Raw genomic sequence first — 26156 nt, 5'->3', positions numbered from 1 at the left:
TCCGCCAAACTCCAGGCTCCTACCCGCGTGGGCCTTCTTCTTGCATGAATTGCGGGCAGTGCGCATAGAATGAGTTTTCGTGCCAGAGCAGACGGTTTTACTGCGGCGCAATAACCATTCTTGGCGACGGAGGGTCTGTAACGTGTTCGAATCGAGGCGAAAACGGTCCGCGCCGCATCCCGCGGGGTTGCCCGTTCAGCCACGCCTCGACATCGCTCGCTGCGCCGCGGCGCGAGAGGCGGCACGGCGTGCCCTCACCTTCACGCTTGGTTTCGCCCTCGCGCTGCTGGCTGCATGTTCGACGCTGCCGCCCGCCACTTCGCTCCATCGCACCGAAAGCCACGCGCTCGCCGACCCGCAAAACACACCGCTGGGCAAAGCGCTCGCCCCGCTCGATGCGGCGCATCCCGGCCAAACGGGCTTTCGTCTGCTGACCGATGGCACCGATGCGCTCCAAATGCGCGTCGCACTCGCACGCGCCGCAACGAAAACGCTCGATCTGCAGTACTACATCGCCTCCGAGGATACGACCGGGCGGCTCCTGCTCGCCGCCGCGCTCTACGCGGCAGACCGCGGCGTACGCGTGCGCATGCTCGTCGACGATCTCAATTTCCATGACAGCCAGCGCCTCATGGCAGCCCTCTCGACGCATCCGTCGATCGAGGTACGCGTGTTCAATCCGTTCGGCAGCACCCGCAGCAGCGTCTTCGCTCGTACCGAAGACGTCTTCACGCGCATCGACCGCTTCACGCGACGTATGCATAACAAGGCGATGATCGCCGATGGTTCCGTGGCCATCGTCGGCGGGCGCAATCTCGGCGACGAGTATTTCAGCGCGAGTCCGACGCTGCAGTTTCGCGATCTCGACGTACTCGCCGCCGGCCCCATCGTGCAGCAGGTTTCGCGCAGTTTCGACATTTTCTGGTCGAGCGCACTCGCCTACCCCGTCGGCACGCTCGAGAAACACCGTTACGCACCCCAGGAGCTGCACGATGTTCGCGAGGCATTGCGCGCGCATTGGCGAGCGCAAGCGCAAGCGGTCGGCGCAAAACCGCTCAACGGCGAATCGCTGGACGTGCAGATCTCGAAGAAAGAACTCGGCCTCGTATGGGCTCCGGCACAGTTTGCCTTCGATTCGCCGCGTAAAGTCACCGATGACGATGGCAGCTACCGCAGTCCGCCCATGCACCGGCTCGCGGATCTGCTGAAAAATGCACAGCACGAAGTGCTGATTCTTTCCCCGTACTTCGTGCCGCACGATGCGGGCGTGAACATGCTCGGTTCGCTCACGCAGCGCGGCGTGCGGGTAGCGGTGGTGACCAATTCGATGGCCTCCACCGACGCGGTCGCGGTACAGGCGGGCTATAGTCCCTATCGCATTCCGTTGCTCGAGAACGGGGTCGAGCTCTACGAATTCCAACCGCTGCAGCAAAACGGCTCGCGCATTTTCCTGGGCTCGACTTCGCGCTCGAGCCTGCACGCGAAAGCCTATGTGATCGATCGGCGCACGCTCGTCATCGGCTCGCTGAACTTCGATCCGCGCTCCGCGCATCTGAACACCGAACTCGCGCTTTTCATCGATAGTCCGAAGCTGGCCCAAGCGACCGCTTCGCTGATCCTTCGGGCCATGTCGCCAGACGCGAGTTTCCGGGTGACGCTGGCCACGCCCGAAGAAAACGCGCATCTGCGCGCGCTCGGCGCTCCGGTGTCGGGCCTCGTCTGGACCGGGAACGAAACGTCGGGCAACACGACTTACCTGCGCAGTTGGTCGCTCGATCCCGAGGCCGGCCTCGTACGAAATGTCCTGACAGGGCTATTCTTGTTGCTGCCGATCGATTCGCAGCTCTGAGCAGCAGCCTGCCAGCCCGGATGCAACTCTTCCTTCAATTTTCGATTGTCCAACCGACGGAGCGCTTGATGACCGAGGACGTACGTATGGAACGCGACACATTCGGCGAAATCGCCGTACCGAGCGCCAGGCTTTGGGGCGCCCAGACGCAACGCTCGTTGCTCAATTTCCGGATCTCCACCGAAAAACAGCCGCCCGAGCTCATCGATGCGCTGGCCTTGATCAAACGCGCGGCAGCCGAAGTCAACCTCGAGCTCGGCGTGCTGCCCGAAGACAAGGCGCGCGCGATCATTCAAGCAGCCGACGAGATCATCGAAGGCCGGCACGCCGGAGAATTTCCGCTCGCCGTCTGGCAAACGGGCTCGGGCACGCAAACGAACATGAACCTGAACGAAGTCATCGCCAATCGCGCCAGCGAGATCCTTGGCGGCGAGCGCGGCGAGAACCGCAAGGTTCATCCGAACGACGATGTCAATCGGGGGCAGTCGTCCAACGATGTCTTCCCTACCGCCATGCACATCGCCGCGGCGCTCGGTATCGTCAAGCATCTGCTGCCGCGGCTCGCCGCGCTGCGCGCAACGCTGGACGCGAAAGCGAAGGCATTCGCGGATATCGTGAAGATCGGCCGGACGCATCTGCAAGATGCCACTCCGCTTACGCTGGGCCAGGAGTTCTCAGGGTATGTGGCGCAGCTCGAGCACGGCATCGCGCATCTGGAGGCCACCTTGCCGCACCTGTACGAGCTCGCGCAAGGCGGCACGGCCGTCGGCACCGGCCTGAATGCGCATCCGCAATTCGCCACGCGCGTCGCGGCCGCGATCGGACGGCTGACCGGGCTCCCGTTCGTCAGTGCCGCGAACAAGTTCGAAGTGATGGCCGCCGCCGATGCGCTCGTGTTCGCGCACGGCGCGTTGAAGACCATCGCGGCGAGCCTCATGAAGATCGCCAACGACATTCGCTGGCTCGCGAGCGGCCCCCGTTGCGGGCTCGGGGAACTGACGATTCCCGAGAACGAGCCGGGCAGCTCGATCATGCCGGGCAAAGTCAATCCGACGCAGTCGGAAGCCGTCACGATGCTGTGCTGTCAGGTATTCGGCAACGACGTCGCGATCAATTTCGGCGGCGCGAGCGGCAATTTCGAACTCAACGTGTTCCGGCCGATGATCGCGCACAACGTCATGCAATCGATCCGGCTGCTGGCGGACGGCGCGCAAAGCTTCAACGACCATTGTGCGGTCGGCATCGAAGCGAATCGCGCGCGCATCGATGCGCTTCTGAACGAATCGCTGATGCTCGTGACCGCTCTCAATCCGCACATCGGCTACGACAAGGCGGCACAAATCGCGAAAAAAGCGCACAAGGAAGGCACGACCCTCAAGGCCGCGGCATTGGCGCTCGGCTACGTGAGCGAAGCGCAATTCGATGCATGGGTGCGGCCCGCCGACATGGTCGGGCGTAGCGGCGACTGAGGCTTCGCCGCGCACGGCAACGCGTGGCGCGAGCGCTGAGGGTGTCGGCGCCGCGCCGCTCAAATCCTGCCTTGCGCCATTTCTTCGGGCTTCAGTTCGACGATCGCGTCGAGCGCCGCCTTCACGTCCATCGCATACTTCGCCACGCGTTTTTGCTCTTCCGTTGACGGTAGAAACGGCGGAACAGGAATCGGCGTGCCGTTTTCATCGACGGCCACGAACACGACGAGGCAATCGGTCGTGAGCCGTAGTTGACCGCTTTTCGGGTCGCCCGCATGCACCGTCACATGGATGTGCATGCTGGTGCGGCCCGTGGCGACGACGCGGGCGCGCAGCTCGACGAGATTGCCGACGAGAATCGGGCGCCGAAAGCGGATATTGCCCACGCTCACGGTGACGCAATAACGGCCTGACCAGACCGCCGCGCAGGCATAGGCCGTCTCGTCGATCCATTTCATCAGCGCGCCGCCATGGACCTTGCCGCCAAAGTTGACCGAGGTCGGCTCGGCGAGGAAGCGAAAGGTCGTCTCGGACCGATCGAGCGGGGCGGTGACGTTTGACATCGGGGCTCCGGTGCTGCGGCGAAAGCGCATATTGAAAGGAGCCGATTATACGGGGGCAAAATTCGCGTCGAGGGCACCCGATTGCGGTTACTTGCGAACGGTGACGCCGGTATCGATCGTGCCGTACATCGTGACGCTGCCGCTGCCGCTGCTGCCGCCACCTCCCTGCGCGCATGCCGCGCACAGGCATGCGGCCAACACCGCCGCTATCCATGCTTTCATCGCAAACCACCTCGCTCGCTTCACCGCATGAACTGCGATTCTAGCCGCTTGGGCAACAGCCCTCAGGGTTCGCGGTGCGTTCGAGTAAGCCACACTCCGGATTCCACATTTCAGCCCGGCCCGAAACATCGAATACCGTCGGCGAGTAAAGTGAAACCTTCAGCGCAATACGCCGGAGCAATCCATGACCTCCACGTTCACCGACGATCCCCGCGAAAGCGGCCATTTCCCGGGCTTGAGCCGCATCGCGACGCTGCTCGCCGATCCCGGCCGCGCTGCGATGCTATGGGCGCTCATGGACGGCAGCGCACGTCCAGCCGGCGAATTGACGCTCATCGCAGGGCTTTCGCCGTCGGCCGCGAGCGGGCACCTTGCGCGGCTTGCCGAAGGCGGGCTGCTGGCGCTCGAAGTCCGCGGCCGACACCGCTACTACCGAATCGCGACACCCGAAGTGGCCGCCGCGCTGGAAGCGCTGGCCAATGTTGCCCAGGTCAGCGCGCCGCAACGCACTAGCGTGCGTGCCGCACGGACAGTGCCCCTCGATCTGCGCTACGCCCGCACCTGCTACGACCATATGGCTGGCGAACTGGCGGTGCGCGTGTTCGACGGCCTGCTCGCGAAGGGATGGCTGATCGAGCGTGACGGCGTCGTGGATACGACCGATGCGGGCGACGATGGCTTGCGTCGTTGGGGCATCGATCTGGCGGGGCAACGCACGCGTCGCAGGCGGTTTGCCTGCACCTGTCTCGACTGGAGCGAGCGCCGTGCGCATCTGGGCGGCGCGCTTGGCGCGGCGTTGCTCACGCATTGGTGCGAACGCGGCTGCGTGGAGCGCGCGGAAAAGCCGCGCGTCTTGCGGGTGACTCCGGCAGGCAGGCGCCATTTCGAGGCGATGCTCGCGGCATGAGAAGGCGTGGCGGCGGCCGCAGCAGCGTTCGTCGACATTTTTCGTTACACGGGGCGTGCGCGGATTTACAAAACACCGACCCTTGATACAGGCGATCGCGCTACATTGATCTCACGGATGCCGACACCTTGCACCCGCTTACGAGATCATCATGACAACGCGGACCACCTCCCCTCTCGTCACATTTCATCGGGCGACAGCCTGTGCGCTAGCCGTCGCCGCGGCGCTCGCGGCGCTGCCGCACCCCTCATTCGCGCAGAGCGCCCCGTCGCCTGACGCACCGGTTGCCGGACAAAGCGCCGATCCGCCCGGCCGCGTCGCGCGGCTCAACTACATGGCGGGTACGGTCACGACCGAGCCGGCCGGCGCGACGGACTGGTCCTACGCCTCGGTCAACCGCCCGCTCACGACGGGCGATCAGCTCTGGAACGATGCAAACGCACGCTCCGAACTGCACATCGGGTCGACGGCGGTACGCCTGGGCGCGTCGACCAATCTCGATATTCTGAATCTCGATGACAGCAACGCGCAGTTGAAAGTGACGCAGGGCACGCTTTCGACGCACGTGCGCGACCTCGTACCGGGCTCAGCCTATGAGGTCGATACGCCCAACGTGGCGCTCGCCGTCACACAGCCCGGCGATTACCGCGTCGATGTCGCCCCTGACGGCAGCACGACGACGGTCACCGTCCGGCGCGGCGCCGTCACGGCATACGGCGATAACGGCCAAATGCCGCTCACGGCCGGACAGCAGTTGACGTTCTCCGGCACCAATCTGCAGGTCGCGGCCGAGGATCAACCGCCGCCGCCCGATGCCTTCGACCAATGGGCCGAAGCACGCGACGCCGCGGCGGAACGCTCGATTTCGGCGCGCTACGTCTCGCGCGAGGTTCCCGGCTACGAAGATCTGGATGCCAATGGCACGTGGCGGGACGATCCGCAATACGGCGAAGTCTGGGTGCCGCGCGCGGTTCCGGCCGGATGGGCGCCCTACCACGATGGTCATTGGGCGTGGGTCGCGCCTTGGGGATGGACGTGGGTCGACGATGCGCCGTGGGGATTTGCCCCGTATCACTATGGGCGCTGGGCCTACGCCGGTTCGTCCTGGTGCTGGGTCCCGGGCCCCGTCGTGAGCGCCCCGCCCGTCTATGCACCGGCGCTCGTCGCGTTTGTCGGCGGGGGCGGCAGTGGCTTCAGTTGGAGCGTCGGACTGTCCATCGGCGGCGCACGCTCCCCGGGCGTAGCGTGGTTCCCGCTCGGCCCCGGCGAAGTCTGGCGCCCGAGCTACGGCGGATGGAGTCCGCGGTATTACGAGCGGGTCAATCAGACGGTCATCGTCAACAATCAGCACATCAACAACGTCAATAACATCAACATCACGAACATCCACAACACCTACGTGAACTACCGTGCACCGGGCGCTGTCACGGCGGTGCCGGCGGCCGCGTTCGTACAGGGCCGCGCTGTCGCTCACGTCGCGCAGCGCATCGACCCGCAGCAGCTGCGCAACGCTCAATTCCATCCCGGCGCGCCCGGCATCGCGCCGGTACGTGAGAGCTACGCGCCGGGGTTGCGCCATGCGACCTACCATCCTCCCGGCGCGGCCGGCGAGCGCCCCGTCGTCGCGACGCGTGCCCCCGCAATACCTGCTGTCTACCGCGATCCGCTCGCGCAGCGGCTCGCCCAAAACGGCGGGCAGGTGCCCGGGGCCGGGCGCCCCGTGGCCCACCTCACGCCGCCGACCGGCGTCGCCTCGCAATTGGCACACCCGACGGCCAACCCGGGGCCCGCGCGTAACGTGCGCATCGTCGAGCGTCAGTCGCCTGTCATCGAGCCACACCGAGCGGCAAACGAAGCGCGCCCGGGCCCAGGTGCGCCAGCCGTCGCGGCGCAAGGCGGTGTCCGGCCCGCCCCGCAACAAGAGCCCCATGCTCCGATGGCGGCTTTGCAACCTCGAGCGCAACCGAGCAACGGCGTGCCGCGTCCGCCGAGCCAGCGCGGTCCGGTCGAAGGTGCGCAAAGCGCCGCTGCGCCGGTACGCAAGGAACCGACGTGGACGCAACCGCACGCGCCCATCGCTCAGCAGCACGGGCCCTCGGCGCAACCCGGCGCGGCCAGGGGCGAGCCTGGCTCACCGCAGCAGCCGGTAGGCGCGCAGCGCACACCGGAACACGGTCCGCAAACGCCGATGGCCATGTCGCGACCTGGGGCGGGTGCCGAGCCGCAAGCATCGCCGCATGTGCCCCAGCCACGCATGGAGCCCCGCTCGCAAGGGCCGCAGGCCGCGCCGCAACCCCGCACCGAAGCGCCTGCGCCGCAGCGTGCGGAGCCCAGAGCGCAGCCACAGCCGCAACCTCGCTTCGAAGAGGCCCGGCCGCAACCGCAGCCGCACATCGAACAACCGAGGCCGCAACCGCAGGCTCGTTTCGAACAACCGAGGCCACAACCGCAACCGCAGCCGCGCATGGAGCAACCGAGGCCACAACCGCAACCGCAAGCCCATTTCGAACAGCCGAGGCCGCAGCCCCAGCCCCAGCCCCACATCGAACAACCGAGGCCGCAACCGCAACCGCAGCCGCACGAGCCTCAGCACCCGCAAGTGCAAGGCCACGAGAACCGCCATCAGGGCTGATTCGAATACCGAGCAGACGAAATGAAGAAGCCCACTGCGGCCACGCAGTGGGCTTCTTTCACTTCGGGCGTATCTCCATGACTCGAGCCGAGCGGCTTTCCCATCGATAGAGAACGTCAAACGGCCATGGGCGCGGTCAACGGCTCGTGATGTCGATAACCGACGAGCGAAAAATCGGATGGCTCGACTTTTTCGAGCCACTCGGGCTCGTAACGCCCGGTTTCGGCGAACGACGGTACGCGCTCGGCGATCGAAAGCGTCGGACTCTCGTACGGCGTGCGCTCGAGTTGCCGCTCGAGCATCGCGAGCTGATTTTCGTAGATGTGAGCGTCGCCGATGAAGTACGTGAACCAGCGCGGGGTATAGCCGGTCAGCCTGGCGACCAGTGTCAGCAACGCGGCACCTTCGGCGAGATTGAACGGCGTGCCGAGCCCTACGTCGTTGCTGCGGATGTAAAGGCAAAGCGAAATCTCGCGGCGCACGACGTTCGGGACGAACTGATAGAGCAAGTGGCATGCAGGCAGTGCGATTTCCTCGAGCACCGCCGGATTCCAGCCGTGAAACAGAATGCGGCGATCGGTCGGATTGCGCATGATCGTATCCAGACACTGACGCAACTGATCGATGGCCTTGTACAGCAGCACCTTCGGGACCCCGTCTTCCTCGAAGCGGGTCACGATCCGGTAGCCGCGCGCGCAGGCATCTTCGATGCGGGCCGACGCGTCCTCGGCAAGGACCTTATAGGCCGGCCACTGGCGCCACTGGACACCATATACGCCGCCCAGGTCGTCGGGTCCTTCCCGATAGGGATTGGCGAGCCACTGAGGATTTTCGTTCGCGTTGGCGTCCCAGACCTTGCAGCCGAGCTCGCGAAAATCGGCTGCGCTGCGGGAGGCCCGCAGAAAACCGATCATTTCGCCAATGGCCGATTTGAATGCGAGCTTTTTCGTAGTGACCGCGGGGAATCCCTGTTGCAAGTCGAAACGCAGCATTGCGCCGGGCATGCTGATGGTGCGGATCCCCGTGCGATTTTCCTGCCAGGTGCCCGTTTCGAGAATCGTACGGACCAGGTCGAGATACTGTTTCATCGAAAGATTCGGCAGGCGGCAGCCTGCGCCGGTTCGCGGTAATACGCGATTCTACCAAGGCGCGCGGATTGGGCCGGTGCTCCGCGCGCCCGGCTACCCGGTCAACTCGTCAATCGCTGCGAACCTTGGTGCACTTCGATGTGACGCATGCCGTGCGAGCTCAGCAAGCGATAAAGCGTCACGCGCGATATTCCAAGCTCTTGCGCCGCATCGCCGAGACGCCCGCGATGACGCAGCAGCGCCAGCTCGATCGCCTGCCGCTCGGCCGCCTCGCGCGCCTGCGCGAGTGAGACCGGTACCACGTCGACGTAATCGGCGAGCTCGAGATCGCTGGCCGTAATCAGCCGCCCTTCCGACATGACGATCGCGCGGCGCACGCGGTTGATGAGTTCGCGTACATTGCCGGGCCATCGATAGTTATGCAGCGCGGCGATCGCATCTGGCGAGAACCCGCGCAGACGCCGGCTCGCATCTTTCTTGAAGCGCTCGAACATATGCTGCGCAAGCAACTCGATATCCTTGCCGCGCGCGCACAACGGCGGCTCGTCGATTTGCAGCACACACAGCCGATGATAAAGGTCGGCGCGAAAACGGCCTTCCAGCATCGCGCGATGCATATCGACGTGCGTGGCCGAGATCACGCGTACATCGACGGGCGTGGCTTCATGGCCCCCCAGACGCTCGACATGGCCTTCTTGCAAAAAGCGCAGCAGGCTCGCCTGGCTTTCCAGCGGCAGGTCGCCAATCTCGTCCAGAAAAAGCGTGCCGCCGTGCGCCGCTTCGATACGCCCGATCTTGCGTTGGTTTGCGCCCGTGAACGCTCCGCGCTCATAGCCGAACAGTTCCGATTGCAACAGGTGCGGTGGAATCGCGCCGCAATTGATGGCCACGAACGGCTCCGTGCGCCGCGTCGATCGTTCGTGGATGGCAACGGCCGTCAGCTCCTTGCCGGTTCCGGATTCGCCCGAGATGAAGACCGGCGCGTCCGTCATGGCGACCTTGTGGATGGCGCGGAAAAGCTGGCGCATCGCTTCGCACGACCCGATCATCTGACCTTCGCCCACGCGCGTGGCGCCTTCCTCTTCCGCCTGGGCGAGCACGACCATGCCGTACGCATGGCCTACCGAATCGGCGACGCGCCGCGCATCGGACGGCATCGTCACATAGTCGAAGCAATAGTCGCGCACGAGACGGCGCAACGCCGTGTCCTGTAGCTGACCGGGCGCGGCCGCGGCTACCCAGCCGATGCGCGGCGCGGTCAGGCAGGCTTCGAGTGCACCGATTTCCTGCTCGTCGAATTGGCTCGACAAGTCGAGCAAACCGCCCGCCGGTTCGCCACTGCGCATCGCGCGGCGGGCCTCGCGTGCGTTCGCGACTACATCAACATGCCAGCCGCGTTGATGGAATTGCGCACTCCATTGGGCATTCGCATCCCGTGTAACGTAAATCAATTGCCGTGTAGCGGGTTCCATTGACCAACCCTCGTTTCAATGACGAATAGTGCCGGCGGCGCAGGACGAAAATATGGCGTCTTCGCGCTAACGACTTACCGACGACTCGGAAGTCTGCCGCTCTGTCCTCTCCGTGAAACTACGGACCCCGAAACAAATTATTAATAGCATTGGCCGTTGCATCAGCCTTATTCGCGGAATGAGACTGCTTGCTAAGCTTACTATAGGGGCCGCAGCTTCGGACCGGGACGCATGTAACAAATTGGAAACACCGTTATCACGCACGTCGGCATGCGCCTTTCCGAAACGTCCCTTCTTTCTTTTAACCGCGTCGCGTGGCTGTTTTGCGACAGGGCGCTTCTTACCCGATTACAATTATCAATACGGCATTTTTTCCGTTCGTTTCATTGCTGAAACAATCCAGCTTCATCTCGGCCGGCGCGTTGCACGAGACGCAATGGAATGCCAATTCCCACAAGGATCTCGCCCTCATGGCACGGCTTTCGCTCTCGTTCGCTTCGAGAACGGAGGCATCGTCATGCATGTGCATCGCTTCGCACCTCCACGCGAAATGGCGTGCCCCCCGGTGCCCCGGCTCGCTGATTCGAGAGCCGCACGATTCCCCGTCGGCGCGTCGACTCATTATGTGACGCTGTGGGACGAGTTCGCACGTCCGGCACCTATTCCAACACCGGCGCCGGCGCCAGCCGCGGGAATGTCGCGTGGGCAGGCGGTGGCGGCAGCACCGCGGCGTCCGTATGGTTTGTGCTCCGTCCCCCGGCGGGCACTTTTTTAAACGGGCAAGCGATCCGGCGCGCAACGCATCCGCCGGATCGCGAGACCGCCGGATGACCGCAACGGCAAGCGTAGACCGCGTGTCCCGATCGATGCCCCCGCGCTATGTCGGCCTTCGCACATTGCATCGCGGTGGCGGATGGTCCGCACATCCGAAGCGCGTCGATATGTGCGCAAGACAACGCGCGTTTCCGTTCCGATCCTCATAGGCTTGCAGACATACGGCAAGGGTGAACGAGCGCTGGGATCAGTCGGCGTTTGGATAACCCGCCGCAACAAGGACCACGAACAGGGCAGTCAGCCGGCGCTCGCAAACGGAGGACAAGCACGTCTGAGCGGCGTCGCAAACCGGGGGAAGAATCATGTCAACGATCTCGACAAGAGACGCGCGGCATCGTCAGCACAAAACGCATGCCGCTGCACATCGGCTCGCAACGCACACGCTCCGGGTCGATCGGTGCGCGCAGGCGCGCTCGCTACGCGCGTCGCGATATCCCCTCCATTCCATGTCGAACCACGCGGGGACATCGTGCGCGAAACCACTCATCTGAGCCCTGCTGCGCCACTGATGGCCAGCACGTCCGCCGTGTCGAGCGTGCACGCGAGGGGCGTCGACATGAACGAGAAGAACACGCGAACGCTCATCTACGTGGCGCAAACGCCGGACGACTCACTCGTCGCGCATCTCGCCGGCGTCGGCTGGAATGTGCTCATTGCGCGCTCGGCCAGCGAGGCTGGGCGGTACGCACGCCCGGATCTTCCCTACGCGGGCCTCATCGACGTCACGCGTCTCGCGTCGCGCGATCTCGCCGCGCTCGAGCCGAGTTTGCGTCAGCAGCACATTGGCTGGATCGCGCTCGCGAATGCACAGCGGCTCGACGAGCCAGAGGTGCGTCGCCTGATCCGGAATTACTGCTTCGATTACGTGAAGCTGCCCGTCCCGCATGCCAGCATCGACTACCTGATCGGCCACGCGTTCGGCATGGTGACGCTTTGCGACCTCGATATGGTTGCCGGCCTCGCATCGGCTGGCGACGACGAGATGGTCGGCACCTGCGAGGCGATGCAGCAGTTGTTTCGGACGATCCGCAAAGTAGCGAACACCGATGCCGCAGTGTTCATCTCCGGCGAATCGGGCACCGGCAAAGAGCTGACGGCACTCGCGCTGCACGAGCGCTCGCCGCGCCGAAAAGCGCCGTTCATCGCGATCAATTGCGGTGCGATTCCTCACCACCTGCTTCAGTCGGAACTCTTCGGCTATGAGCGCGGGGCTTTTACGGGAGCGAACCAGCGCAAGATCGGACGCGTGGAAGCCGCGCACGGGGGCACGCTGTTTCTCGATGAAATCGGCGACTTGCCGCTCGAAAGCCAGGCGAGCCTGCTGCGCTTCTTGCAGGAAGGCCGGATCGAGCGGCTGGGCGGGCGCGATTCGATCGCCGTCGACGTGCGGGTCATCTCCGCAACGCACGTCGATCTCGAGCAAGCCATGCAAGACGGCCGGTTCCGGGCCGACTTGTTCCATCGCCTCTGCGTCCTGCGCATCGACGAGCCGCCGCTGCGCGCGCGGGGCAAGGACATCGAAATCCTCGCGCATCACATGCTGCACAAGTTCAAAACCGACAGCGCACGCAGAATTCGCGGCTTCGCGCCATCGGCCGTCGAGGCGATGCACAACTACAATTGGCCCGGCAATGTACGCGAGATGATCAATCGCGTGCGGCGCGCCATCGTCATGGCCGAGGGCAAGCTCATTTCCGCGCAGGATCTTGGCCTCGCGCAGTTCACGGCGCAAGAAACGACGACGCTCGCCCAAGCCCGCGACGACGCCGAAAAACGCGCGATCGAAGCAGCGCTGCTACGGCATCGGAATCGGCTCAACGAAGCCGCGATCGATCTGGGTATTTCGCGCGTGACGCTCTATCGGTTGATGGGCGCACATGGGCTGCGCGAGATACCGGCGCGCGAAAAGGACGAGGCGGCGAATCCGTCGGCCACGGGCGACACTTCCGGCGATTGAAGGCGATCGAAGGCGATCGAAACCAGGCAAAGAGCGGCAGCATGATGCCGCACACGGCGCGCAGCACACGACGCTGCGCGAGCGGTGAGCGAGCGTCGCGTAAAATCGCCACACCTTGGCTTTCGGTTTTTAGCTTTTCGATGACGACGCTGACCATTCTGGTCGCTCGCGCCCGCAACGGCGTGATCGGCCGCAACAACCAACTCCCCTGGCACCTGCCCGAAGATCTCGCATTCTTCAAGCGCACGACCATGGGCGCGCCCATCATCATGGGCCGAAAAACGCACGAATCGATCGGCCGGCCGCTGCCCGGTCGTCGCAATATCGTCGTAACGCGCGACGCAACGCGTCGATTCGAAGGCTGTGAAACGGCGACGGGCATGCAGGAGGCATTGGCGCTCGCCGCCGCCGGTGGCGCCCCCGAGGCGTTCCTGATCGGCGGCACCGAGCTTTACAAAGCGGGAATCGCGCTCGCCGACAAACTCATCGTGACCGAGATCGCAGCCGAGTTCGAAGGCGACGCGACGTTTCCGGCACCCGATCCCGCGCAATGGCAGATCGTGTCGCGCGACACCCACCGCAAGGAGGGTGACGACGGCTTCGACTACGCGCGCGTCGTTTACCGGCGCATCGGCTGAGCCGCCTTCACTGCCCCGCTACCGTCATCTGTTCGATGAGCACCGAGCCCGTCTGCTTGGTGCCGCGGACGATCGTATCGGCGCCGATCGCCACGATATTGCGGAACATCTCCTGTAGCGTGCTGGCGACGGTGATTTCCTCGACCGCGTACTGAATCTTGCCGTTTTCGACCCAGAAGCCGGACGCACCGCGCGAATAGTCGCCTGTCACGTAGTTGACGCCCTGGCCCATCAATTCGGTGAGCAGGAGGCCGGTGCCGAGCTGCTTCAGCATGGCCTCGAAGTCGTGCTCGGGCCGGGTGGCCGAGCTCGCGAGCGACAGGTTGTGCGAGCCGCCGGCATTGCCCGTCGTTTGCATTCCGAGCTTGCGCGCGGAATACGTCGACAGGAAGTAGCCCTCCACCACGCCGTCTTTCACGACGGCGCGCCGCTTCGTACGGACGCCTTCCTCATCGAAGGGGGCACTGCCCATCGCGCGCGGCAAATGCGGCTCCTCGACGATCTGCACATGCGGCGCGAAGACCGGTTTGCCCAGACTGTCGACGAGAAACGATGTCTTGCGATAGAGCGCGCCGCCGCTCGTCGCCTGCACGAACGCGCCGAGCAGGCCGGCGGCCAGCGGCGCTTCGAACAGGACCGGCACCTTGCGCGTATCGATGCGCCGCGCGTTCAAGCGCGCGAGCGCCCGCTGGGCCGCGTACCGGCCGACCGCTTCGGCAGGCGCAAGCTCCTCGGCGCTACGCTTCGAGCTGTACCAATCGTCGCGCTGCATGTGGCGGCCGCTGCCCGCGATCGGCGCGCAGGCGACATAGTGGCGCGAATAGGGATAGCCGGCGAGAAAACCGCGCGTCGTCGCCAATACGAATTGCGAATGCTGCGCCGACACGCTCGCGCCCTCGGAATTGCGAATCTGCGGATCCGTGGCGAACGCGGCGTCTTCGGCGCGGCGGGCAATTTCGACGGCATCCTCGGCGCTCAATTCCCACGGATGATAGAGATCGAGATCCGGCGGCGAAGTCTCGAGAAGCTCCGCTTCGGCGAGACCGGCGCAGTGATCTTCCGCCGTGAACCGCGCGATGTTGTAAGCGGCTGCGACCGTGTCGCGCAGTGCCTGCTTCGAGAAATCGGACGTGCTGGCATTGCCGCGCTTGGCGCCGATGAAAACGGTCACGCCCACCATCTTGTCGCGGTTGTGCTCGATCGTTTCGACCTCCCCGCGCCGCACCGATACCGACAAGCCGTCGCCTTCCGAGATTTCGGTCGCGGCATCCGTCGCGCCAAGCGATTTCGCGTGCCGCAGGATGTCCGACGCAATCTCTTTCAATTCGTCTTGCGTATGCGGGAAAAAGCGTTCTCTGGTTTCGGTGTCCGCTGCCATCGTCATTGCCGTCCGGTATGGATTCCATCGTTGCGGCGCCCGCACTGCCGGCGTGCGCCCGGGATTACGCCTCGTCGTACCCCGCGATCATATCAAGGTCCGCGTCCGAGGACGTTGCCGCGATGCGTTCAGGGATCGCCCGCCGGGGTCACGGCTGGCGCGTCGAGCTACAATGGCGCGCATGACACGCAAAACCCGTATTCAGCCGATCGAGACGCCCGATGCCGGCCTCGACGAAGAGACCGGCTACGATCGCCCCAGCAAATCGCAGTTGAAGCGCGAGATGCTCGCGCTGCAAACGCTCGGCGCCGCGCTGGTCGAGTTGCCGAAAGACGCGCTCAAGCGCATGCCGATGCCTGAGGACCTCGCGGATGCCGTGCTCGCGGCACGCCGCATCACCGATCACGAAGGCAAACGGCGCCAGTTGCAATATGTCGGCCGGGTCATGCGCTCGCTCAACGACGACGAAACGGCGGCGCTGCGCTCGGCGCTCGATGCCTATCGCGGCGTGAACAAGGCCGAGACGGCGAAGCTTCACTGGATCGAGCGGGCGAGGGAGAAACTGCTCGCGGACGACTCGGCCCTGACCGAGTTTCTCCGCACGCATCCGGGCGCGGATGCGCAAGCCGGCCGCACGCTGATCCGCAACGCCCGCAAGGAAGCGCGCGAGGGCAAGCCGCCGCGCTATTTCCGTGAGTTGTTCCAGTGGATCAAATCGGCGAGTGAAGCAGGCGGAGCCAGTGACGACGCGGGCCCGGCGAACACCACGGAAGACGACGATGACGACAATCACGCGTAATCACGCCGACGAAATCGTGATCGGCCTGGTCTCGGTGAGCGATCGCGCGACGAGCGGCGTGTACGAGGACAAGGGCATCCCGGCGCTCGAGGCATGGCTCGAAAGAGCGATCGCTTCGCCATGGCAAGCGGTGAAACGGCTGATCGCGGACGATGCGCCGGCCATCTCCGCCACGCTGATCGAGCTCGTCGACGAACTCGGCTGCGACCTCGTCTTGACGACCGGCGGCACGGGCCCCGCCCGACGGGACGTCACACCCGAGGCGACGCTTGCGGTCGGCACGCGGGAGATGCCGGGCTTCGGCGAGCAGATGCGTCAGATCAGCCTCAATTTCGTGCCGACGGCGATTCTCTCGCGGCAAGTCGCCGTGATACGCGAGACGCCGTCGCATGCGGCGCTGATCGTCAATTTGCCGGGACAGCCGAAGTCGATTCAGGAGACGCTCGAGGGCTTGCGCGACAGTACGGGCACGGTCGCGGTGCCCGGCATTTTCGCGGCGGTGCCGTACTGCATCGATCTGATCGGCGGCCCCTATGTCGAAACGAACGCCGATGTGGTCGCGGCGTTCCGGCCGAAGAGCGCGCAGCGGCCCGCGCGCGCATGATGTCCGACGCCCGGGCCCATCAGGCGGCTAAGGCGGCTAAGGCGGCTAAGGCGGCTAAGGCGGCTCAGGCGGCTCAGGCGCCTTCGACGGGAGCGCTCGGCGAAACGACGAGGAAATGCTGACGGTAGTACTTGAGTTCGTCGATGGACTCGTGGATGTCCGCGAGCGCCGTATGCATCGCGCGCTTCTGAAAGCCTTTGTAGACAGTCGGCTGCCACCGCCGGCACAGTTCCTTGAGCGTGCTCACGTCGAGATTGCGATAGTGGAAAAACCGCTCGAGCTCGGGCATCCAGCGCGCCATGAAACGGCGGTCCTGGCAGATGGAGTTGCCGCACATGGGGGATTTGCCGGGCGGCACATAAGCGGCGAGAAAGGCGCGGATCTGCTCGGTGGCAGCGTCCTCGGTGACCGTCGACGCGCGCACCCGCTCGATCAGACCCGAGCGCCCGTGCGTGTTCTTGTTCCAATCGTCCATTTTGTCGAGCGTCTCGTCGCTTTGGTGAATCGCGAGAACGGGCCCCTCGACGACCTTCTCGAGCGTCGAATTGGTGACGACCACCGCGATTTCGATGATGCGGTCGGTATCGGGCTCGAGCCCCGTCATCTCCATATCGAGCCAGATGAGGTTCATCTCGCTGCGGACGAGCGCCGGCTCGCCGACGGGTTCGACAATTTCAGTCATGAAAGCAGTCCTGGTTACGGAATAATTCGGGGCGTACGCCCGTGTGCGGGTCAGCCCACTCGCCCTTTCGGCGAAACCCTATAATTCTCGCATAGATACAACGGACTTCCCCGATGCCCTCTTTCTACTTCACCGTCGTTTTCGCCGTCACCGTGCTCGCCATGGTCGCGACGAAACTCTGGCTCGCCTCGCGCCAGATCCGTTTCGTCGCGGCGCATCGGAGTGCGGTGCCCAAGCAGTTTGCGGGCACGATCACGCTGGCCGGCCATCAGCGCGCAGCCGACTATACCGTCGTGCGCACGCGGCTCGGGATGATCGAGGTCGTCGTGGGTGCCGCGCTTACCATCGCGCTCACGCTGCTCGGCGGCGTCCAGGCGCTCAACGTGGGCGTATCGGGCCTGCTCGGCCACGGTTATCTCGCCCAGATCGCGCTGGTGGCGCTCGTGATCGGCATCACGAGCGTCATCGATATACCGTTCGACTACTATCGGCAGTTCGTCGTCGAGGAGCGCTTCGGCTTCAACCGTATGACGCGAGGCATTTTCTTCGCCGATCTGGCCAAGGGAACGGCGCTCGGTGCCGCATTCGGCTTGCCGCTTCTTTTCGTCGTGCTCTGGCTCATGGAGCAGGCGGGCGCCCTCTGGTGGCTGTGGGCCTGGATCGTGCTCGTCGCCTTCCAGTTGGCCGTACTCGTGCTCTATCCGACGCTCATCGCTCCGCTGTTCAACAAGTTCGAACCGCTGACGGACGAGGCGCTCAAGAATCGCATCGAGGCGCTGATGCGCCGCTGCGGGTTCGCGGCCAAGGGGCTCTTCGTGATGGATGGCAGCCGTCGCTCCGCGCACGGCAACGCATATTTCACCGGCTTCGGCGCCGCCAAGCGCATCGTGTTCTTCGATACGCTGCTCGCACGTCTGAGCGGCAGCGAAATCGAAGCCGTGCTCGCGCATGAACTCGGCCATTTCAAACGCCGGCACGTCGTCAAACGCATGGTCGTGACGTTTGCAATCAGCCTCGCTTTGCTTGCGCTGCTGGGCTGGCTTTCGCAGCGCACGTGGTTCTATGAAGGGCTCGGCGTCACGCCGTGGCTCGCGGCCAGCAACAATGGCCTCGCGCTCGTGCTCTTTTTCCTGGCGCTGCCCGTGTTCCTCTTCTTCGTCACCCCGCTCGGCAGCCTGAGCTCGCGCAAGCACGAGTTCGAGGCCGATGCGTTCGCGGCCAGCCAGACCGATGCGCGAGAGCTCGTCAATGCGCTCGTCAAGCTGTACGAGGACAACGCTTCCACCCTGACGCCGGATCCGGTCTACACCGCGTTTTACTACTCGCACCCACCGGCATCGCAGCGCATCGACCGCCTGCTGCGGCACGTATGACGGCCCCGCTCGCCAAGCCGGCGCGACATCCGGAAGTCGGCCAGCGCGCCGAGGGGCTCGTCATCGCGGCTCATGGACGCCACTATCTCGTCGCGCCCGGCGGAGATACGCGCGCCATGGTGCAATGCTTTCCGCGCGGCAAAAAAAGCGAGGTCGCTGTCGGCGATCGCGTCGTCTACGAGCAGAGCTCGGCCGATCAAGGCGTGATCGTCGAAATCGGCGAGCGTCGCAACCTGCTCTATCGTTCCGACCAGTACAAGTCGAAGCTCTTCGCCGCCAACCTGGACCAGTTGCTGATCGTCCTCGCGACCGAGCCGCACTTCAGCGAGGATTTGCTGGGACGTGCGCTCGTCGCGGCCGAAGCGAACGAACTCGCGCCGCTGATCGTGCTCAACAAGACGGACGTCGAGCGCGCGCTCGCACCGGCGCGGGCCCGGCTTGCGCCATACCGTTCGCTCGGCTACGACATTGTCGAGCTGTCGATCAAAGCGCGGCCGGACGAAGCGCGCGAGAGGCTCAGCGCGAGACTCGCGGGGCATGCGACGCTACTGCTCGGACAATCGGGCATGGGCAAATCGACACTGGTGAATCTGCTCGTGCCGGATGCCGAGGCGGCCACACGCGAAATCTCGACGGCGTTGAATAGCGGCCGCCATACGACGACGTTCACGCGTCTTTATCCGCTACCCGGCGGAGGGGCGTTGATCGACTCGCCGGGCTTTCAAGAATTCGGCCTGCACCATCTGACCGAGGGCCGGCTCGAGCGGGCATTTCCGGAATTTCGGCCATTGCTGCCGCATTGCCGCTTCTACAACTGCCGTCACCTGCATGAACCCGGCTGCGCGATTCTCGAAGCCGTGGCCGCGGGCCGGATCGCGCGTGAGCGCCACGCGCTGTATGCGCAGCTCGTGCACGAAGCCGGCCAGATCGTTCGGTAGCGACATACCGCCCCGCCAAGGTCTGTCCATGCTCAAGCTGACGCTCGCTCCGAACGCCGTAACGGGTCAACATTGGGTGAACCTGCTGAGCATCGCCGGTATCCCTTGCGAATTGCACAACCGCTATCTGAACGGGGCGCTCGGGGAAATCCCGGCGGACCAATGCGCACCCGAGCTCTGGCTCGTCGATGAGCGCGACGAAGCATTGGCAAGAAAAATTATCGAAGCGGCGATCAGCGGCCCGCCTGCCGGCAGCTTGCCGTGGCGATGCGCGAAGTGCGGCGAGACGCTGGAAGCGCAGTTCACGCAATGCTGGCAATGCGGCGCGTCACGCAGCCTTGACGAGCAGTGAAGTCCAAGCCGTCGATGCGCGGCGCGGCCCCGCCGCGGCCCGCCGGCGCTGGCGATCGATAGCGCCGATCAGCCCAGCCAGACGGCGATCGTCAGCATGAGCAGCAGGATCATCCAGAGGATGACGGCTCGCCAGACGAGCCCGACGGCCGATTGCAGCGTCCGCGGCGTGCAATCGTCGCCAACGAGAATGGGACCGCCGTCGGGCGCGACGAGCGCATCGAGGCTCGACGGTTCCGCAAGCGGCCCCGCGAGGCGCGCGCCGAGCGCGCCGCTGCCGGCTGCGAGCAACACGCCATCGTTGGCGTCCGGCCACTGGCGCGTGTGATTGCGCCATGCATAGATCGCGTCCTCGAAATTGCCGACGATGGCGAAGCCAAGTGCAGTGAGGCGCGCCGGCACCCAATCCATCACGAAGAACACGCGCTGCGCGAATGTCCCGAAAGCCACGGTCCGCTCTCCAGCCGGTACGGACCAGGCGCGGGCAAGATATTCGGAAACACGGTACAACACCGCACCTGCCGGTCCGATGGGGATGAGAAACCAGAAGAAGACCCCGAACACATGGCGATGCGAGGCCACCACCGCGTGTATCAGCGTGTGCCGGACGATCTCGCCGACGGGCATGTCGACCGTCTCGATACCCGTCCATTCACTGAGGATTTCCCGCGCGCGCGGCACATCGTCATTATTGAGCGCTAGATGGATATCGGTGAAGTAATGACTGAACTGCCGAAAACCCAGCGTGAAATAAACGATGACGACGTTCCAGAGAAACGCCAGCGCGAAACTGATTCGATAAAGGAGGTAATAGACGGCGCCGACGGCGAGCGTCCATGGAAGGACGACGACCAGCCATGCCAGTATGCCGTGCTTTTTCTTGCCCGCGTCGAAGCCCTGAGCGGCCCATTCAGCATGATATTGAAGCAGTGCGAACACCGGATTGTTCGGCGACAGCGCACGTAGCTGTTCGATGACGAGAGCCAGTAATACGGAGAAAAAGGTCATGCGACGCGCCGTACCAATTCAAGTTATTTGCATTTGTCGCGTAACGATAGCACAGGGCCGCCTGTAGGGCGTGCGCGCGACACGAAAGTCGTCGGATTGCCAGGTACGCTCGTCCTCACGCCAGTAAAAAGCGATAGAAGTTGCGCAGCATGCCTGCGGTGGCGCCCCAGACGAAATAGTGACCGCTGGTTCCCGGCCGAGGATACGGCATCGAAAAGAAGCGGCGCTCGCCGCCCTCCCATCGCAGCAATCGAACTTCGTGATGCGCAGGATCCATGAGAAATGCAAGCGGGACCTCGAAAATCTCCGCGACCTCGAGCGTATCGGCTTCGACGCTAAACGGCGGATGCACGAGTCCGACCACCGGTGTCACGCGAAAACCCGTGCCGGTCAGATAATCGGGTAGTGCGCCGAGGATTTCGACGCGCTCCGCCGCCAACGACACTTCTTCCTCGGCTTCGCGCAACGCCGTAGCGATCGCATTCTCGTCTTCCGGTTCGCGTCTGCCGCCGGGAAAGCTGACCTGGCCCGCATGGTCGCTCAAGTGATCGGCCCGCTGCGTCAGCAACACGGTAAGACCTTCGTCGCGCGCGACGAGCGGCATGAGGACGGCGGCTGCGCGGGGATCCCCCGGCTCGCGCCAATTGACATCGGTCGGCTCGGGTGCCCAGACGAGGCGCTGGGTAAAGCGCGCACGCAGTCCGTCGGGTGTCAGTCGCTCGGGCGGAACGACGGGCAATTCGGCACCCGTGGACTCGATTGGCAGCGCCTCGGGTTCAAAGACAGGACGGATCAAAGGGGCCTCTCACAGGCGATCGACGCAATACCGATATTTTGGACCGACAAACAAAAAAGCACCCGGACGGGTGCTTTTTCTTACAGCTCTTACGCTCAGGAAGCAGCGCGGTCCTTGAAGACCAGCTTTTCCTTGATTCGAGCCGACTTGCCCGAACGCTCGCGCAGGTAGTACAGCTTCGCACGGCGCACGTCGCCGCGACGCTTGACGACGATGCTCGCCAACAGCGGAGAGTACGTCTGGAACGTACGCTCGACGCCTTCGCCCGACGAGATCTTGCGAACGATGAACGACGAGTTCAAGCCGCGGTTGCGCTTCGCGATCACCACGCCTTCATAAGCCTGAACGCGCTTGCGGTTGCCTTCCACGACGTTCACGTTGACGATCACCGTGTCGCCAGGGGCGAATTCGGGGACGGTCTTGCCGGCGAGCACGCGCTCGATCTCTTCCTGCTCGAGTTTTGCAATCAGATTCATCACTGACTCCTTAAGCCATCTTGTCGGCGTTCTGCCGGCCCGAGCATCCGAGATGCACCGCGCGCGGCCCCGATAGAGGATGGGTTCACATCCTGGTGCCGATCATATCGCCCGGCACCGCCTGCCCCCGCCATCGTCGCCTCGAACCTTCTCAGGTTTTCGGAGATGTCTTGGCAAGGGTTGCGAGCCATGCCTCGTCGGCACGGCTCAACATCTTGTTGCGCCTCGCGCGCTCGATCAAATCGGGCCGCTTGGCCGCGGTATTTCTCAGCGCCTCGCGGCGGCGCCACTGCTCGATTTCAGCGTGATGTCCGCCGAGTAGCACGTCCGGCACACGCATCCCGTCGTACTCTTCGGGCCGCGTGTAGTGCGGACAATCGAGCAGTCCGTCCACGAAGCTGTCTTGCACCGCCGATTGTGCATCGTTGAGCACCCCCGGCAGATGACGCACGACGGCGTCCATCAAGGCCATCGCCGGCAACTCCCCACCCGAGAGCACGAAGTCGCCCAAACTGATTTCCTCGTCGACGCAGCGCTCGATGAGCCGCTGATCGATCGCTTCATACCGACCGCAAAGCAACACGAGCCCGGGCTCGCCGGCGAATCGCATGACACGCTCGTGGTCGAGGCGTTTTCCCTGAGGGGACATCATGACCACACGCGTGCCGGCAATGCCTTGCGCCGCCTGCGCCGCTCTCGCGGCGCCGATTGCGGCCTCGAGCGGCTTGGCCAGCATGACCATCCCCGGGCCGCCGCCGTACGGCCGATCATCCACCGTACGATAGTTGTCGGTCGTGAAATCGCGCGGATTCCATGTGCGCAGACCGAAACGCCCTTGTTTCACGGCACGGCTGGTAATGCCCCACTCCGTCACCGCACGGAACATTTCCGGAAAGAGCGTGACGACATCGAACTGCATCGCGCTCCCTTGTCTCGATCGAGCTCGGTAATCGCTCAGTAATCGCTCAGTAATCGGTTTGCCAGTCGACAACGATGCGTTTTGCCGTCCGGTCCACCGTTTTCACATACACACCGACAAACGGGATGAGCCGCTCGCCGTTCACCGGCTGGCCGTCCTTGCCAACCGACGGATATTCGACCCGCAGGACCGAATGCGCACCGTTGTCGATCAAGTCGGCAACACGGCCAAGCGCTTCGCCGGCCTCGTTGACGACGTCGAGGCCGACCAGATCGACCCAATAGAACTCGTCGTCGTTATCGAGCACCGGAAAATCGGCTCGGCGCACGAACACGCTAAAGCCACGCAATGCCAACGCGTCGTCCCGGTCGGCCAAGCCCGCGAGATGCGCGACGACACTATCGCCATGCACCTTGGCCTGAATGGTTTGGCCAGCCTTGCGTTCCCGCCCCTTGGCGAGCCACCAGGACTTCGCGTGAATCAACGCTTCGCCGCCTTGCGCGCCACCGGCGTGCGGAGCGATTTTGACCCAACCTTTCAGCCCGTAGGCATCGACGATAGCACCGACTTCGACCGCGTCATCAGGCCAATTCCCTGTCTCGGCGACCGCCCGCGGCTGCTCGCCAGCCTCTACCGCGCGTTCGGGCGGCTTTCGCACGAATGCACCGAACGGCGACGCCGCGTTGCTTGCACCTGGCTTCGAACGCGGCTTGGGGCTCGAGGGCCCGCTCGAATCATGAGCCGGCATGGAGATTCCTCGGTCTCACGAACGGTCCGATGTCACGTCTGCAAACCGCGAAAACCGCGATCAAGCAGCCGGCTGCGCCTTTTGCGCTTGCTTGACGAGACGTTCGACTGTCGGCGACAGTTGCGCGCCCACGCCTTGCCAATACGTCAGACGGTCCTGCGCGATACGCAGCGATTCGCCCTTCGTGGCGACGGGGTTGTAAAAGCCCACGCGCTCGATGAAACGTCCATCGCGACGGCTGCGCGAGTCAGTTGCAACGATGTTGTAAAACGGGCGCTTCTTCGAGCCGCCGCGAGCCAAGCGGATGATGACCATGCTGTAATCCTTGAAATCCGGGGGTTCGGAACCACTGAAACGCTCGATTATAGCGGGAAATCGAAACCATAACAAACACTTACGCAGGCGCTTGCCATCGGCCGCCTCAACGGCGCCCCGGCCCGTCACGGAGCGTAAAATGCGCTTCGCAGCAGGCTGCCGCCGCGCATGCGCGCGATATCGGCACGCTGAACATTCGACCGCATTCAATAGCCCAACCTCTTGCCACGCTATGTCAGGATCTCATTCCCGCAGCATGCAGCGCTTTCGCTCCAAGACGCTTACGGCGACGCTGGCCTTCGTGCTCGGCGCTCTCGGCGCGCATCGCTTTTATCTCTACGGCGCGCGTGACCCGTTCGGCTGGGCTCATCTGTTCGGAACGCTGCTCGGCATACCTGGCATCTTGCTGCTCGTTGCGACGATGCGCGCTTCGACTCTCGGATGGGCGCTCGCAGTGCCCGGCGCAGTGTCGCTGCTGGCCGCGTTCCTCTCGGCAATCGTCTATGGCCTGCGGCCCGACCACAAATGGGATGCCCAATTCAATGCAGGATCGGACCAGCGCAATCGCTCAGGCTGGGCCGTCGTGTTCGTCGTTATCTTTTCCCTTTTCATCGGCGCGTTGCTTTTGATGGCAGGCCTCGCTGTGACATTCGAAACCTATTTCGAATCGCACGGCGATACGGCCAAGTCGCTCGAACAGTAGCCGGGGCGGCCGCGGTTAAAAAAGGCTCAGTTGAGCGTTCGGCGCCACGGGCGGTTCCGGCGTTTTGAACTGGGACATATCGAGAATGCCGTGCCGCCGCTCGTTGAGTCCCAGCCGCTTGACCGCTTTGTCGAACCGCTGCTTGAGCAATTGCGCCCAGGCACCCTCGCCTTTCATGCGGTGCGCGAATGAAGCGTCGTAATCCTTGCCGCCACGCATGTCGTGAATGCGCGCCATGACGCGATCGGCGCGCTGCGGAAAATGGGCTGCGAGCCATTCCTTGAAAAGCGGCGCCACTTCCCAGGGCAGGCGCAAGACGATATAGCTCGCGCTCGTTGCGCCCGCCTGCGCGCACGCCTCCAGCACGCGCTCCAGGTCCGGTTCGGTCACGAACGGGATGACTGGCGCAACGCTAACGCCGACGGGGACGCCGGCGTCACTGAGCGTGCGGATCGTACGCAGCCTGCGCGCCGGTGTGGCCGCACGCGGCTCGAGCGTACGGGCGATCTCCGGGTCGAGCGTCGTGACCGTTATTGCGGCCATCACTTGCCCGCGCGCGGCCATCGGTGCGAGCAGATCGATGTCACGCTCGATCAATGAGGACTTCGTTATCGCCGCGAACGGATGCCCGTATTCGTGGAGCGTTTCGATCACGCGCCGAGTGAGAAGCAGTTCGCGCTCGACAGGCTGGTATGCATCGGTGTTCACGCCAAGCGCGATAGGCTCGGGGATGTAATTCTTTTTCCGCAGTTCGCGCTGCAGCAGTTCGGGCGCATTGATTTTTGCGTAGATCCGGCTTTCGAAGTCGAGGCCCGGCGACAGACCTAGATAGCTGTGAGTCGGACGGGCGAAGCAATAGATGCAGCCGTGCTCGCAGCCGCGATAAGGATTGAGCGAAACGCGAAACGGAATATCCGGGGAAGCGTTGTGCGTGAGAATGCTTTTCGCGCGTTCCTCGAAAACCTGGGTTTTGAGAGGCGACGTGCCGCCGTCTTCGCTGTCGGGCGCCCAACCATCCTCGAACGCTTCCCGTTCGTCGCGCTCATATCGTCCCTGAATATTCGTGACAGCTCCCCGGCCCTTACGGGGCGCCGTGGGGGCAACGGGGTACTCATCATCACGCATGTCCATGATGACATGTTTTACTGTATATCCATACAGTACGTCAAGCGTTTGCGATGTCCGGCGCCAGCGATCGCGATCGGTTCGCCCAAAGCAAAAACCCCCGGCTGCGCGATGGCGGGCCGGGGGTTTTCATGCACGTTGCGTAGGTCAGAGTGGGCACTGAGGTGCGCACTCTGCCTGGCAGAGGGAGCCTGACGATTACCTACTTTCACACGGGCAATCCGCACTATCATCGGCGTGGAGTCGTTTCACGGTCCTGTTCGGGATGGGAAGGGGTGGGGCCGACTCGCTATGGTCATCAGGCATGACT

General features: G+C 64.0%; 25 protein-coding genes and 1 rRNA gene. 12 read left to right on the top strand and 14 right to left on the bottom strand.

The genetic code is table 11. The annotated features are described in order from the left end of the window. Nucleotides 1-187: 187 nt before the first annotated feature. Together ACO1XS_RS24175 and fumC are read left to right on the top strand one after the other, a co-directional pair. Complete coding sequence (locus ACO1XS_RS24175) at nucleotides 188-1849, top strand: phospholipase D-like domain-containing protein (protein WP_486391906.1); 1662 nt, start codon at nucleotides 188-190, stop codon at nucleotides 1847-1849. 68 nt (nucleotides 1850-1917) lie between these two features. After that, nucleotides 1918-3318, top strand: coding sequence for a class II fumarate hydratase (gene fumC, locus ACO1XS_RS24170; protein ID WP_440561806.1), 1401 nt, complete (start codon nucleotides 1918-1920; stop codon nucleotides 3316-3318). A 59-nt stretch (nucleotides 3319-3377) separates the two neighbouring features. Here fumC and ACO1XS_RS24165 read toward each other — a convergent pair whose 3' ends face one another. Together ACO1XS_RS24165 and ACO1XS_RS24160 are read right to left on the bottom strand one after the other, a co-directional pair. Next, nucleotides 3378-3881, bottom strand: a complete 504-nt coding sequence (locus ACO1XS_RS24165) for an acyl-CoA thioesterase (RefSeq protein WP_486391892.1) — start codon at nucleotides 3879-3881, stop codon at nucleotides 3378-3380. 87 nt (nucleotides 3882-3968) lie between these two features. Further along, entirely contained in the window at nucleotides 3969-4103 is a 135-nt protein-coding gene (locus ACO1XS_RS24160; RefSeq protein ID WP_331574050.1) for a hypothetical protein, read from the bottom strand. Between the two features lie 184 nt (nucleotides 4104-4287). On the opposite strand from ACO1XS_RS24160, the gene ACO1XS_RS24155 reads away from it, so the two are divergent. Together ACO1XS_RS24155 and ACO1XS_RS24150 are read left to right on the top strand one after the other, a co-directional pair. After that, entirely contained in the window at nucleotides 4288-5010 is a 723-nt protein-coding gene (locus tag ACO1XS_RS24155; protein ID WP_481581863.1) for an ArsR/SmtB family transcription factor, read from the top strand. Nucleotides 5011-5161: 151 nt separating this feature from the next. Next, complete coding sequence (locus tag ACO1XS_RS24150) at nucleotides 5162-7642, top strand: DUF6600 domain-containing protein (RefSeq protein ID WP_486391891.1); 2481 nt, start codon at nucleotides 5162-5164, stop codon at nucleotides 7640-7642. A 116-nt stretch (nucleotides 7643-7758) separates the two neighbouring features. On the opposite strand, the gene ACO1XS_RS24145 is transcribed toward ACO1XS_RS24150, so the two are convergent. Next, the gene (locus ACO1XS_RS24145; protein WP_331574056.1) at nucleotides 7759-8730 is read right to left on the bottom strand and encodes a thymidylate synthase; all 972 of its coding nucleotides are present in this window, start codon (nucleotides 8728-8730) and stop codon (nucleotides 7759-7761) included. 101 nt (nucleotides 8731-8831) lie between these two features. Next, nucleotides 8832-10202, bottom strand: a complete 1371-nt coding sequence (locus ACO1XS_RS24140) for a sigma-54 dependent transcriptional regulator (RefSeq protein ID WP_486391890.1) — start codon at nucleotides 10200-10202, stop codon at nucleotides 8832-8834. 1342 nt (nucleotides 10203-11544) lie between these two features. On the opposite strand from ACO1XS_RS24140, the gene ACO1XS_RS24135 reads away from it, so the two are divergent. Together ACO1XS_RS24135 and ACO1XS_RS24130 are read left to right on the top strand one after the other, a co-directional pair. Continuing rightward, on the top strand, nucleotides 11545-12993 hold the full coding sequence (locus ACO1XS_RS24135) for a sigma-54 dependent transcriptional regulator (protein WP_414720345.1): 1449 nt from the start codon (nucleotides 11545-11547) through the stop codon (nucleotides 12991-12993). A gap of 140 nt (nucleotides 12994-13133) precedes the next feature. Continuing rightward, entirely contained in the window at nucleotides 13134-13631 is a 498-nt protein-coding gene (locus tag ACO1XS_RS24130; RefSeq protein WP_331574062.1) for a dihydrofolate reductase, read from the top strand. A gap of 7 nt (nucleotides 13632-13638) precedes the next feature. Here the strand turns inward: ACO1XS_RS24130 and pmbA are convergent, their stop codons facing one another. Next, nucleotides 13639-15009 carry a metalloprotease PmbA gene (gene pmbA / locus ACO1XS_RS24125; RefSeq protein WP_331574064.1) on the bottom strand — a complete coding sequence of 457 codons (1371 nt, stop codon included), beginning with the start codon at nucleotides 15007-15009 and terminating at the stop codon, nucleotides 13639-13641. Nucleotides 15010-15190: 181 nt separating this feature from the next. Here pmbA and yjgA point away from each other — a divergent pair, with 181 nt between their 5' ends. Further along, entirely contained in the window at nucleotides 15191-15808 is a 618-nt protein-coding gene (gene yjgA, locus ACO1XS_RS24120; RefSeq protein WP_331574066.1) for a ribosome biogenesis factor YjgA, read from the top strand. Continuing rightward, nucleotides 15789-16412: a molybdopterin adenylyltransferase gene (mog, locus tag ACO1XS_RS24115; RefSeq protein ID WP_486391889.1), complete on the top strand. Its 624-nt coding sequence runs from the start codon at nucleotides 15789-15791 to the stop codon at nucleotides 16410-16412. The genes yjgA and mog overlap by 20 nt, the downstream gene beginning before the upstream one ends. 73 nt (nucleotides 16413-16485) lie before the next feature. Here mog and orn read toward each other — a convergent pair whose 3' ends face one another. Further along, entirely contained in the window at nucleotides 16486-17094 is a 609-nt protein-coding gene (gene orn / locus ACO1XS_RS24110) for an oligoribonuclease (protein WP_331574070.1), read from the bottom strand. Between the two features lie 113 nt (nucleotides 17095-17207). Here orn and ACO1XS_RS24105 point away from each other — a divergent pair, with 113 nt between their 5' ends. The 3 genes from ACO1XS_RS24105 to ACO1XS_RS24095 are packed head-to-tail and all read left to right on the top strand — an operon-like array spanning nucleotide 17208 to nucleotide 19757. Next, entirely contained in the window at nucleotides 17208-18467 is a 1260-nt protein-coding gene (locus tag ACO1XS_RS24105) for a M48 family metallopeptidase (protein WP_331574072.1), read from the top strand. Then, nucleotides 18464-19405 (top strand): ribosome small subunit-dependent GTPase A, encoded by a 942-nt coding sequence (rsgA, locus tag ACO1XS_RS24100; protein WP_331574074.1) that lies wholly within the window; start codon nucleotides 18464-18466, stop codon nucleotides 19403-19405. The genes ACO1XS_RS24105 and rsgA overlap by 4 nt, the downstream gene beginning before the upstream one ends. A 28-nt stretch (nucleotides 19406-19433) precedes the next feature. After that, nucleotides 19434-19757, top strand: coding sequence for a putative signal transducing protein (locus ACO1XS_RS24095; RefSeq protein WP_331574076.1), 324 nt, complete (start codon nucleotides 19434-19436; stop codon nucleotides 19755-19757). A gap of 68 nt (nucleotides 19758-19825) precedes the next feature. Here ACO1XS_RS24095 and ACO1XS_RS24090 read toward each other — a convergent pair whose 3' ends face one another. From ACO1XS_RS24090 to rpsP, 6 genes are all read right to left on the bottom strand, one after another. Further along, nucleotides 19826-20764, bottom strand: coding sequence for a CobD/CbiB family protein (locus tag ACO1XS_RS24090; RefSeq protein WP_331574078.1), 939 nt, complete (start codon nucleotides 20762-20764; stop codon nucleotides 19826-19828). Between the two features lie 115 nt (nucleotides 20765-20879). Further along, on the bottom strand, nucleotides 20880-21560 hold the full coding sequence (locus ACO1XS_RS24085; RefSeq protein ID WP_331574080.1) for a CoA pyrophosphatase: 681 nt from the start codon (nucleotides 21558-21560) through the stop codon (nucleotides 20880-20882). Between the two features lie 95 nt (nucleotides 21561-21655). After that, nucleotides 21656-22036, bottom strand: a complete 381-nt coding sequence (gene rplS, locus ACO1XS_RS24080) for a 50S ribosomal protein L19 (RefSeq protein WP_173258450.1) — start codon at nucleotides 22034-22036, stop codon at nucleotides 21656-21658. A gap of 151 nt (nucleotides 22037-22187) precedes the next feature. Beyond that, nucleotides 22188-22955, bottom strand: coding sequence for a tRNA (guanosine(37)-N1)-methyltransferase TrmD (trmD, locus tag ACO1XS_RS24075; protein ID WP_331574082.1), 768 nt, complete (start codon nucleotides 22953-22955; stop codon nucleotides 22188-22190). A gap of 46 nt (nucleotides 22956-23001) precedes the next feature. Next, nucleotides 23002-23703: a ribosome maturation factor RimM gene (rimM, locus tag ACO1XS_RS24070; protein WP_331574084.1), complete on the bottom strand. Its 702-nt coding sequence runs from the start codon at nucleotides 23701-23703 to the stop codon at nucleotides 23002-23004. A gap of 60 nt (nucleotides 23704-23763) precedes the next feature. Further along, entirely contained in the window at nucleotides 23764-24018 is a 255-nt protein-coding gene (gene rpsP / locus ACO1XS_RS24065; RefSeq protein ID WP_173258456.1) for a 30S ribosomal protein S16, read from the bottom strand. 256 nt (nucleotides 24019-24274) lie between these two features. On the opposite strand from rpsP, the gene ACO1XS_RS24060 reads away from it, so the two are divergent. Further along, entirely contained in the window at nucleotides 24275-24721 is a 447-nt protein-coding gene (locus ACO1XS_RS24060) for an NINE protein (protein ID WP_331574086.1), read from the top strand. A gap of 15 nt (nucleotides 24722-24736) precedes the next feature. On the opposite strand, the gene ACO1XS_RS24055 is transcribed toward ACO1XS_RS24060, so the two are convergent. Together ACO1XS_RS24055 and rrf are read right to left on the bottom strand one after the other, a co-directional pair. Further along, nucleotides 24737-25852 carry a PA0069 family radical SAM protein gene (locus tag ACO1XS_RS24055; RefSeq protein WP_486391888.1) on the bottom strand — a complete coding sequence of 372 codons (1116 nt, stop codon included), beginning with the start codon at nucleotides 25850-25852 and terminating at the stop codon, nucleotides 24737-24739. A gap of 183 nt (nucleotides 25853-26035) precedes the next feature. Continuing rightward, a 5S ribosomal RNA gene (rrf, locus tag ACO1XS_RS24050) occupies nucleotides 26036-26149 on the bottom strand. Nucleotides 26150-26156 lie beyond the last annotated feature (7 nt).

The organism is Trinickia sp., assembly GCF_057351765.1.
The sequence above is the reverse complement of the archived record's forward strand: the minus strand, read 5'-3'. Positions and strand labels throughout refer to the sequence as shown.